The sequence below is a fragment of the Caldisphaera sp. genome, assembly GCF_046536515.1.
GTDB lineage: Archaea > Thermoproteota > Thermoprotei_A > Sulfolobales > Acidilobaceae > Caldisphaera.
The window spans coordinates 1-11386 of sequence record NZ_JAWDMQ010000041.1; the positions used below are offsets into that span (position 1 = coordinate 1).

Genomic DNA, 11386 nt, shown 5'->3' on the forward strand with positions numbered 1-11386 from the left:
TACCTTGCTTACCATACCACCTTAACCTACCAGCAAAATCTATTTCCATTTTGAAATCTTTTAGAATAATTTTATGATTAACTCCATCTATTTCATATCTTGTCTAATAACAAGTAAAAGCTTCCTCTTCTTAGTATCTTTATCAATCCAATATCCTGGTGGTTTTATATGTTTAATACGATTTTGTAGTTTTCCTTTTTTTCTTTATTAAAGAAAAGAAAGATGACCAAGCTTCATTATTCTTCTGCATAACTGCTTGAGCATTAACTCCTAAATACTTTTTATATTTTTTGTAGTATTTATCCCATGTTTTATTGAAGTCCACTTTCTTTTCATGAAAGAACTGTTGCCTCCTCTCATAGTTCAACTCATTGAAGAGCTTTGATGAGATATTAGCTAGCCTTCTGAGCTTCCTTTCCTGAAAACCATTTGGAAGAAGGCGTACTACATTTGTTCTCTTATTTGTATAATTAACTTCGTAGATGCCTTCATCTGGTATTGCTGGAGAAATCGGCTCCCGCTCCTCATGTTTTAAGAGTTGACCAGACGAAGGCATCTAAAAGCATCTCAAATAGAAATAGTATTTTTGATTTAAAAATTTACCCTTCTAGAAGGGGCGAGGTTTGCCGTTCGCTTTATCATACCGTACTTTACAGAGCTATGGTAAGAAGGGTACATTAAACTTGTAATTCTTCAGACCGGGAAGTATAGAGAAATCTCTACACACTAACTATGAAGTGATGAAAATGAAGGTGGTAAATTACAAACCTATGATCCGCCCTAAAGAACTCTCTCCCTTCAAGGTGCGGAGGAGGTCATTTATGAGAAATACGCGAGATTTACAGAATCATAAGTTAAATTGTTAAAACAAACATAGGCATACAATCCATTATTCAAGTTCGCAGTAAAATTTTTACCGTAAATATATTCGTTTTCTATTAAAAATTCTCCGTTATTTGCAATCAAATTGAAGAATATATTTTGATTGCAATTAGTATTATATGCAATTCCATTAATAAAATTGTAAATAATGCTCTGGTTAATATCTATACCTGAATAATATATTTTAGGATTATAATTGTTGTTAGAAGTAAAATAAAAATAATTATTTATATTAGCAATCATAATCGGATTCAATATAAATGGGGATACATTAGCTGGATGTAAAATTAAATAATATTTTAAACCATTTGTATTTTTTAGAGTAAAAGCTGGTATAGAATCATAATAATAAATTAAGTAAGGAAAATAAACAAGATAAGAATTATAATACTTTGCCTGAAAAATGTGAAAGCTATTATCAATGATTCTTGATATATTTCCAAAAGAAGTATTAAACACTAACTCTGGGTATTGAAAATTCATAATAGAAATCGCTTTATGCAGGTTATATGTAATACTGGGACTCTGATTTGATAATAGTAATTTATACTCAATATAATTGTAGTGTGGAAGCAAAAAATATGATTTAGTATAATTATATTTGTATAGTTTTTCTAGTTCAAGAGATATATTTATGTTAAACGATTGAGACAACCCAATATTTGAATAATAAAAAACTAGAGGTCCAGAGGTTATAGTATATCCATTTAATTCTCCTGCACCTACATATGTTGCCTGATTATTATTACCGTTAATTAGAGTATTGGTATAATTTAATGTACCAGTATAATTATTTATGTTCCCATACAAAGACAATATAGGAGCGTTATTTGAAGTTATAGGCATTAAAAATACAGAAGCAGTAAAAACAATATTCCCTCTTATATTACCCTTAATTAAATAAAATGCTGTATTATTTGAATAAATATATACATAAATAACACAATTTTGATTACTATAATAAACTCCTGCAAACAATTCTAATTTCGTATTATTAATATAGTAACTGCCAAGATATATCATGCCATTATTATTGATGTAAAATTTCGTTCTATTGATATTAAATGTGATATTCAAATTATTATTAATGTTTCCACTTACATTAATGTTAAATTGCTTTGTAATGTTAACATAATAATAATTTACGTTTGGAGGAGTAAATGATACAAAATAAGAATTGTTAAATAATGTACTTGAGTCTTTATCATAATTTTTTTCCAGAGAAACATTACTTGCTAAAAACCTGCAAGAAAAATAATCAAGGCTAGGATTCGTTAGAATTTTGTTAAGACTTGGATCGTAGTAAGGATCGTATGTTATTATAGTTCCATGGTCAGTAACTAAAAATACAGAAACATTTTGTGTGCAGTTATAATCTTTTATTAATGGAATAACGCTAAATTTGGTATATAGGTTTATTGGTTTTATAATTTCTTGATTTCCTAACACAATGAGCATATATGATAAATTTATGGGATAGTAGCTTTCTATTAATAAATAAAGGCCACTGCTATTATAAATCATACTCATCAAAGGAGGGTCATAGGTCTCAAAAATCCTTTTTTGATATATGTTCATAATTTTATATGATTCATTAATGTCCTTTAGATAAAAATTATAAAAAAATGTTAAAGATACCAATACAATCGTTAAAACTATAATACTTCCAACCATTTCACTTAAATTTCTTCTCAACGAATCCCCCCTAAATAATAAACGTATTTTAAAAGAGACCTTACTCGAAAATAATAAATATGCGAAACTAATCTTTTGAAACTAAAAGAAATTGATTTGCTAATATAAAAGGTTCACTATTAAATATGAAATTAAATATAAATTAGAATTAATATAAACTATAGTTGTATATAATTATAGGGAGAAAAATGGATAGGGTACTATACGTAATAGAAAACAATGGATATAGCATTAATGATTTAAATAGTTTAAAAGATAAACTAAGCAATCTAGGATGTCCCCATACAATAAGGGTTTCTTTAACCCATTTAGAAGTTGTAGCATTTTGCAAGGATTCAAAGATGCTGAGAGAGAAGATAACAAAATCAATCGGATCTAGAATACTAGATATTTTTATTGGAGAACCAGAAATTAAAAAAGGGAAAGAATTATCTGATTTTATATTATTTCTTGATAATGAACTATTTTGGCTTGCGCATACATTTATGGAAAATCCATGGAAATCATACAACGAAAAAAAGCTGCAATCTCTTGTCTTATATGCTGGAGCTCTAGCAAAGGCACAAGAAGGAGATAAAAGAGCTGCAATGAATTTAATTCAAATGACAAAAGATCTTGGTGGTGATGAATTTATAGATCTAAATTGCGCAATAAAACAAATAGATTTAATCTTTGCAAATCAAAGAACTTATGCATCGAAATGTCTTAATGTTGACCAAATAATAAAGTATATGAGGCCGAAAACATGAAAATAGGCCTAATAATAAATCCTATCGCAGGAATGGGAGGAAAGGTTGGATTAAAGGGTACTGATGGGAATTTATATGAAAAAGCAATAGCTTTAGGTGCAAATCCAATATCTATTAATAGAACAATGGAATTTCTGAACAACTTACACCTATACGATAAATTCACTTTTTTAGTACCGAATGGAATTATGGGAGAACATGTGATAAGACAGAGTAAGATAAAAAAATTTTTGGTTATTAATTGTGCTCACAGCGAATTTAAAACCGATAAATATGATACGATTAATTGTGCCAAAACAATGAGTAATCAAATCGATGTCTTAGTATTTTCTGGAGGTGATGGAACTGCTAGAGATATTTATGATGCTATAAAAGAATCTGTTCCTGTTATTGGAATCCCCTCTGGAGTTAAAATGTACAGTGCTGTTTTTGCTAAGAGTCCAAGAGACGCTGCTATAACCCTAGAAAATTACTACTATAAAAATGTAAATGTAAAGTTGAAGGAGGTTCTCGATATAGATGAGGATGAATTTAGAAAAAATAAACTAGTAATCAGACTGTATGGTTATATGAAATCTTTTTCGTCAGATGGAATGGTCGCTTCTGGTAAGCAAGCTGTTATCAGTATAGATGAGGATGAAATAGAAGGAATATCAAACTATCTAAAAGAAATTATGCTGCCTAACTTAATTTATATAGTTGGTCCTGGTTCCACGACATATAATGTTTTTAAAAAAATTGGTATTGAAAAAACATTATTAGGAGTTGATGTTATTAAAAACTATGAAATAATTAAAAGAGATGCAAATGAGAAAGAAATTTTAAATTTAATAAACAATGAAAGGTCTAATATAATAGTAACTCCCATTGGTGGACAAGGCTTTTTATTTGGAAGAGGAAATCAACAAATAAGCCCAGAAGTAATTAAACTCGTGGGAAGGGAAAACATTATAGTTATATCAACTAGATCTAAAATTAATTCTCTAAAATATCTTTTTGTCGATACAGGGGATCCTAAAGTTGATGAATTACTTAGAGGCTATATAAAAATTATAGTTGGATATAGACAAGAGAAAATAATGAAAATAATTTAACTATTTTTGCTTTTTTGAGAAAATAATAAGCACTCAACTTCTCTTCCATTTTCTAGTTCAATTAGCTCAGGCGTTTCATACTGATATAACTTCAACGCTACATATCCATTCTCTTGAACAATATCTTTTATAGACAACAAAGGTTTATAGTTTTCTTTTTCAATATTTATTATTTCCTTTAATTTATTAATATCTACATTATTTGCAATTAATTCCAAATCATTTTTGATTTCTATATTAGCATTTGTAAATTCTGTGAAATATTTTGTATCAATTAGGTAATCTAATGTTGGTTTAACTTCATCCGCTGTCCAACCACACGTTGGTAATGCCACAGGACATCTTGGATGGAATCTGCATCCTTTTGGAGGATTAATTAAATTAGGTGGATCGCCTTTTAATACAATTCTCATCTTAGTTCTCTTTATTTGTGGAACTGCAGATATTAACGCCTGAGTATATGGATGCTCAGGATTTTTAATAATATCGTTTTTAGTACCTTTTTCCATAATTTTACCCGCATACATAACAAAGACCCTATCTGCCATATAGGATACTACAGAGATATTGTGAGTTATTAATAGCATAGAGATATTATATTTCTCCCTTAAATCTTTAAGCAATTCCAAAATTTCTGCTTGTATAGATACATCTAAAGCACTTGTTGGTTCATCAAGTATGACCAATTTGGGATTGGTCGCTATTCCTCTTGCTAATGCAACTCTTTGTCTTTGACCTCCACTTAATTCATGCGGATATCTGAAGCTGAATTCTCTTGGTAACTGAACCTCGTCCAATAATTCATAAACTCTTTCTTTAGCTTCATTGCCATTTAAGTATCCAGTTTCTATTATTGGCTCAGCTATTATGTCTTCAATTTTCAATCTTGGATTTAATGATGAATACGGATCCTGAAACACTATTCCAACATTTCTTCTAAATTTCTTTAATTCATTTCCATGCAGCTTAGTAATAGAATATTTATCTAAAATTTTTTTGATTGCACTTTCATCTTTGTTTTTCAAGGCAATATCGAATTCATCTAATTCCTTATCAGGTATATTATATAGAATTTCTCCAGAAGTTGGTTCAATTAACCTAATCAAAAGTCTGCCTAGAGTAGACTTTCCTGAACCGCTTTCTCCAACCAAACCAACTATTTCTCCTTCTTTTATTTCTATATTAACATCTTCTACTGCTCTAATCTTAGCGTTTTTCACTCCTTTAACATCAAAAAACTTACTTAAATTTCTAGCTGCTATTATCATAACCTATCACCTTCATATAGAAAACATGAAACATAATGGTCCTCTCCAATTTTTATTAAACTTGGTCTTTTTTCAGCACATATTGGCATAGCATACGGGCATCTATCCCTAAACATACACCCCTTTGGAGGATTCCTCATGTCTGGGACTTCACCTTTTATAGCCTTTAGTTCGTGAGCTTTAATAGTTGGTATAGCTTCCATTAGCATTTGGGTATAAGGATGTTTAGGTTGATCAAATATAGAATCCTTATTGCCGACTTCTACAACCTGCCCAGCATACATTATTGCAATTCTATCAGATACTTCTGCCAATACTGATAAGTCATGTGATATAAACATATATGATGAATTTATGCTCTCTTTTAACTCTTTTATTAATTCAAGAATTTGTGCTTGAATTGTTACATCTAAAGCACTTGTTGGTTCATCAAGTATAACAAGTTGAGGACTATTAATCATTGCGGTAGCTATAACTATTCTTTGTCTTTGACCCCCACTTAATTCGTGTGGATACATATATACTATCTTGTCTGAATTAGGAATTCCTAACAAACCCAAAAATTCGGATGCTTTCTTATATCCTTCTTTAATTAATTCTTTTTTAACAATTCTTCCTATTATTGGGATTTTCGAAAAATTAGGTAATTTATTTTCCTTTTCTATTCTCTCTAAATAGTTTTTGGCAAAAGAACTTATTGGCTCGCAACACAGTTTTTCTATCATTTGTTCCTTTTTTAAATCATGTAAATCCTTCCTTCTCCAGATAGCTAATATTTGATCTTCTAAACCAACAATATCCTTTTCTTTTAAATACTGCTCAAACTTTTCATTAGGTCCATTTTCTTTTAATATTTTAACTATTGCCTTTGTATCCTCTTTTTTAGCCCTTGACCTTGATAACCTTCTACTTGCTAATAGGCCAGGGTTATGATAAAGCAGAACTTCAGCAATCTGATATCCTACTTGAAGTAAAGGATTTAATGTTGTCATTGGTTCCTGAAATACCATGGAAATCTCTTGGCCTCTTATTTTAGACATTTCATTATTTACCTTTTTTAATACATCTTCATTTTTAGATGGCTTGAATTTTTTGTTATTCTTATAATATTCTTTTAATGGCTTTAAGTAATCCTTTCCATTTATTAGTATCCTACCATCAACAACAGCTGCATTCCTAGGGATCAAACCCATAATTGCTCTTCCTAATGTACTTTTTCCACATCCACTCTCTCCAGCTATTCCTAATACCTCTCCTTTCCTTATTTCTAGATTGACTCCGTTTAATGCTTTGTAAACTCCTCTCCTAGTATAATAATGTAAATGAAAATCCTCAACCTTAACTATTGGTGCTATACTGCTTTTTAATTGATTTGATTCCATCTATAACTCACTCCTCCTCCTAGGATCGATAACATCCCTAAACCCATCACCCATAAGGTTTACTGCTAAAGCAAATAAAACTATAAACAAACCTGGTATTATCATAGCCCAAGGTGCTGTTTGTATGTACCCATAACCTAAACTAGTTAAATATCCTAGTTCGGGTAAGTTTGCCGCTGGCAAGAAACCTATAAATGCCAATGCTGATATAGTAAGCATTATAGTTCCTAAATCCAATGAAATTTGAACAAATACTGGAGGCAATGAATTAGGAAGTATGTGTTTAAACATTATCTTCAAATTGCTGGTGCCCGCTGCTCTTGCTGCTTCTATAAAAGTTAATTCTTTTGTCTCCAACGTAACACTCCTTGCATACCTTGCATATAGTGGCCACCAAACTAATATTAATGCTATCATCATACTTTGCAGAGTTCTACCTAAAACGTAACCTATAGCTATTGCTAAAACTAAGTAAGGTATACTGAAAACTATATCAGTTATTCTCATTAAAACTTCGTCTATCCATCCACCAAAATAGGTTGCTATTATCCCTATTACTAATCCAATTATTGCACCTGGTATAACTATCTCTAATGATAGCCAAAAGTCAAGCCTTATAGATTTTATAACAGCATTCAATAAATCTATCCCTGGGTATGTAGTCCCAAATGGGTGCTTTAATGAAGGCGGCTCTGGTATAGGATTTGCATAATTAGGTGTCAATTGATAAGGATGTTTAAAGGGCAAAATTTGAGGGAAAAATTGAAGTATCAAAGCATCAAATAAATAAAATAGAAAGATTATCAAACCAGCAACAGCAGATTTATTTGAAAAAAATACTTGTAAAGAGAGCTTTAGTTCTCTGAAACGATCCGGTTTAACATTACTATTTTTACTCATCTTTCATAATTCACCTCAATATCTTATCCTTGGATCTATTTTAGCGTAGATTAAATCTAATGCTAAACTGGTTACAACCAATATTATTCCAAATAATAAGGTACCTCCCATAATTCCTCCCATGTCATTGTTTATCATAGCATCGGTTAACCACATTCCAATACCTGGATAAGAGAAAACATCTTCAATTACTACTACACCACCTAAAAGACCTGCCACCAGATACCCAAAATTTGTTATAACAGGGAGAAGCGCATTGTTCTTTGCATGCAAATTTATCACAACTTTTTCAGGAACACCTTTGGCTCTAGCAAAGTTAACAAAATCTTGATCTAAAGTTTCTAGCATTGTCCCCCTCATTAACCTTACAAGAGCTGCCATAACTCCTAACGCTAATGTTACAGATGGCATTATTAGATGCAAAAATGCATTACCTGCAACCATAAAGTTCCCATGTATTAATGCATCTATAAGCAATATATGTGTTGGATATGATATACCATTATGATACCATGAAAGATCTGAGACCATACTAGGATTCACAGTTCCTGCAATGGGCAATATTTTTAACCAAACTGCAAATATTATTATAAGTATTATTCCTATTAAATACCATGGCATAGCATAAAAAGTAAGACTTCCAACCCTAATTACATTATCAGAGGGCTTGTCTCTATTAACCGCAGTATGTACCCCTAAAGGAATTGAGATTAACCATATCAATATTGCAGCAAATATAGTAAGAATTAATGTATTTGGGAAAAATATTTCTATTGCTTGCGTAACTGGACCACTAAATATTGGAGTGTTTGTTATTCCCCAATTTCCCTGGAATATTTGAGCTAACCAGTAAAAGTATTGTATATAAATGGGATCATTAAAATGGAATTTTTGATTTAGTTCAGCTATTATTTGTTGTCTTGCAGCACCAGTTAACCTTGGACTAAGATACATAGCTAGAAGTTTGTTTGTTCCTCCTATGTGGATTAAAACAAATACTATGATAGTTAACCCTAATAATGTAGGTATAAACAGCAATACTCTTCTCAAAGCGTACTGCCAGAGCTTTATAATCCATCCCCCCACACTATTAAACCTACTCTCGAGTTTAAAAAGAAATAGAAAAGAAAAAAAGTTATCGTTTAGATTTAAAAAGATTTATTTATATCGATATTTATCCTTTAACCCACCAATAATAGAGTGAGTCTGCTGCGCCACCAATCATTGGATTCTCTTCATAACTTATCTGGTTATTATACCCGTGCATGTATGGCTTTATTATCCAATATTCATTAGGCATTTGTGTATAAACAAATAGATATAGGTTAATTGCTATTTGTTCTGCTTGTTTATAATCTTGTTGTGCTAAAGTTGTATTACCTGCTTCAGCTGCATTATCTGCTTGTAATATTAAATTGTTTAATTCATTGTATTGTTGTGATTCGTTTGCATATAGTTGTGATAAAAATGTATTTCCTTGTGAAGCATAGTATTTGCTTAGGTTTTCAAAATATGATACATTCCATCCATTAGGAGCAGGGTAAGTTCCTCCTTGCAAATACATTGCGTTAACGAAATCGCTTGCCAATGGATAATCTGCTATCCATCCTAAATAATAAATTGGCATTGGGTTTCCACCAGGTACCTCATAGCTTATTATTGTTGAGAATGGTTCATATAATGGTGTAGCAGTTATATATGGGTCAATTTCATGTAATAATGATGCCCACATAGCTGCTGCAGTGAAGTCTACAGTATCACCGCTTGATACTATTATTGGGAAGTTAACTGATATGTTATAATATCCTGATTCTTCCATTAATTGTTTAGCATAAGTTAAGTTAAACGTTGGACAACCCGTTAATTCACTTGGAGGTATATAATATGGTAAACCAGGTATTATAACTCCACAATATGGACTTGCGAAGTCAAAATGATACTTTACGTTACCAACTATATCATTTAAATATTCTGTATAGTTAAAAGCATAAGCAAAAGCTTTCCTAACTAATGGATTTGCGAAGTAATATGATGGTATGCTATATGATGGATTTAATGTATGTAATGCAGATTGCGATATATTATCCACAAATGTGAAGAAAAACTCTGATAATGTTGGAAATTCATACATTGATGCCTGTCCTGATGATTCTAGACTTTCTACTAATGGTATATAATTAGATGGTAAACCAGTTACTATATCAGCTTGTCCAGATGAGAACATTTCATAGGCAGTGTTTGGATCTTTAACCCAATATATTATAACAGTGTCATTTGGTTTAGGTATTCCGGGGACTCCATTAAAGTATGGATTTGGAGCTAAAACAATACTTTGTCCTGGTGTATATGATTTAATCATATATGGTCCTGATGTTACCGGAGACCATTGAACTTGTGTATTGTAATTACCTTCATTTGCTTGTTGTTCGTATTGATAAAATCCTGCAGGTGTGAAATTAATACCTGCACCAACTTGCTCTAACCATTTGGCATCTAAAATACCTGCACCTAATGGGTCTGCTAATGCTGTAAACAAGAATTGAGGAGCGGTTGGTCTATATAGATGGAAAGTCACTGTATCTGTTTGGTTATTATAAGTTACAGCATTCATTATTTCATTAAATGCTTGAGTATCGTTTGGAGCAGTTACTGGGAACGTAAATGGTGTGTAATTAGGTATTAAATATTGGGTTAATATCCAACCTGGTGTGCCAGGAGCTCCTCCTGAAAACAACATGTCTCTTATCACTGAATACCATACATCATATGCCGTTATAGGATCTCCATTTGAGAAGTATAAGCCTGATCTTATCTTAAATGTATATTCAGTATAATTTGAATTTATGCCTCCATTTTGCTGTGTTGGTAAATATGCAGCAGCGTAAGGTATGAAAGATGTTGTTGATGAACCGTTGTAAACAATCAATGTCGCAAATATATTTGATATTACTTCAAATCCTACACTTTCATAGTCTACATCAGGATCAAAGCTATATGGTCCTCCAGGAACGTTTTCTGCAACTATTATTGTACCTTGGTTAGGTACCTTTAATGATGCAGTATATATTGAGAAGGGTGATGTAGATGATGATACAGCAACTGTTTGATATGTAGTATAATTATATGTTTGCCCTGATGATACGTTTTTAGTAATAACTGTTAAAGATACTGCATATAATCCAGGTTGACTATATGTAACATTAACTGGATTTAAAACAGGTAAGAAAGTTGTTTGATTTGCCATAACTGTTTGTGTTTGTCCATTACCAAAATTCCATAAATACTCATAAATTGTCATGTTTTGACCTGATGGTGGCTGTAAGAAACCTCCTAATAAATAAACTGTTTCACCTGTTGTGAAAACTGGGGCTGTTGGGTTTTTGCTTATGTTAAATGTAATTGTTGGAACAGTAACT

Annotated in this window: 8 protein-coding genes and 1 pseudogene; 2 read left to right on the forward strand and 7 right to left on the reverse strand. The window is 31.3% G+C overall.

The window, feature by feature from the left end; all coding sequences use genetic code 11:
• Both RXO53_RS06220 and RXO53_RS06225 read right to left on the reverse strand, forming a co-directional pair.
• A pseudogene (locus RXO53_RS06220) lies at positions 1–556 on the reverse strand (RNA-guided endonuclease TnpB family protein); the annotation flags it as partial.
• A gap of 263 nt (positions 557–819) precedes the next feature.
• A complete protein-coding gene (locus tag RXO53_RS06225) occupies positions 820–2577 on the reverse strand; it encodes a hypothetical protein (RefSeq protein WP_410713382.1) in 1758 nt (585 codons plus the stop codon).
• Between the two features lie 188 nt (positions 2578–2765).
• Between RXO53_RS06225 and RXO53_RS06230 the strand changes: the two genes are divergently transcribed.
• Entirely contained in the window at positions 2766–3326 is a 561-nt protein-coding gene (locus RXO53_RS06230) for a DUF309 domain-containing protein (protein ID WP_410713383.1), read from the forward strand.
• Complete coding sequence (locus tag RXO53_RS06235; RefSeq protein ID WP_410713384.1) at positions 3323–4420, forward strand: ATP-NAD kinase family protein; 1098 nt, start codon at positions 3323–3325, stop codon at positions 4418–4420. The genes RXO53_RS06230 and RXO53_RS06235 overlap by 4 nt, the downstream gene beginning before the upstream one ends.
• Here the strand turns inward: RXO53_RS06235 and RXO53_RS06240 are convergent.
• The 5 genes from RXO53_RS06240 to RXO53_RS06260 all read right to left on the reverse strand — a co-directional run.
• Positions 4417–5688 carry an ABC transporter ATP-binding protein gene (locus RXO53_RS06240; protein WP_410713385.1) on the reverse strand — a complete coding sequence of 424 codons (1272 nt, stop codon included), beginning with the start codon at positions 5686–5688 and terminating at the stop codon, positions 4417–4419. The genes RXO53_RS06235 and RXO53_RS06240 overlap by 4 nt on opposite strands.
• Positions 5685–7070, reverse strand: coding sequence for an ABC transporter ATP-binding protein (locus RXO53_RS06245; protein ID WP_410713386.1), 1386 nt, complete (start codon positions 7068–7070; stop codon positions 5685–5687). The genes RXO53_RS06240 and RXO53_RS06245 overlap by 4 nt, the downstream gene beginning before the upstream one ends.
• A complete protein-coding gene (locus RXO53_RS06250; protein WP_410713387.1) occupies positions 7071–7970 on the reverse strand; it encodes an ABC transporter permease in 900 nt (299 codons plus the stop codon).
• A 15-nt stretch (positions 7971–7985) separates the two neighbouring features.
• Entirely contained in the window at positions 7986–9056 is a 1071-nt protein-coding gene (locus tag RXO53_RS06255) for an ABC transporter permease (RefSeq protein WP_410713388.1), read from the reverse strand.
• 88 nt (positions 9057–9144) lie between these two features.
• Positions 9145–11386, reverse strand: a 2242-nt coding sequence (locus tag RXO53_RS06260; RefSeq protein WP_410713389.1) for an ABC transporter substrate-binding protein, incomplete at its 5' end; no start/stop codon positions are given.

Bases quoted from the DNA above. Each gene is read 5' to 3' on its own strand.
- RXO53_RS06230 (WP_410713383.1), top strand. From the start codon at position 2,766: ATGGATAGGGTACTATACGTAATAGAAAACAATGGATATAGCATTAAT.
- RXO53_RS06235 (WP_410713384.1), top strand. From the start codon at position 3,323: ATGAAAATAGGCCTAATAATAAATCCTATCGCAGGAATGGGAGGAAAG.
- RXO53_RS06240 (WP_410713385.1), bottom strand. From the start codon at position 5,688: ATGATAATAGCAGCTAGAAATTTAAGTAAGTTTTTTGATGTTAAAGGA.
- RXO53_RS06245 (WP_410713386.1), bottom strand. From the start codon at position 7,070: ATGGAATCAAATCAATTAAAAAGCAGTATAGCACCAATAGTTAAGGTT.
- RXO53_RS06250 (WP_410713387.1), bottom strand. From the start codon at position 7,970: ATGAGTAAAAATAGTAATGTTAAACCGGATCGTTTCAGAGAACTAAAG.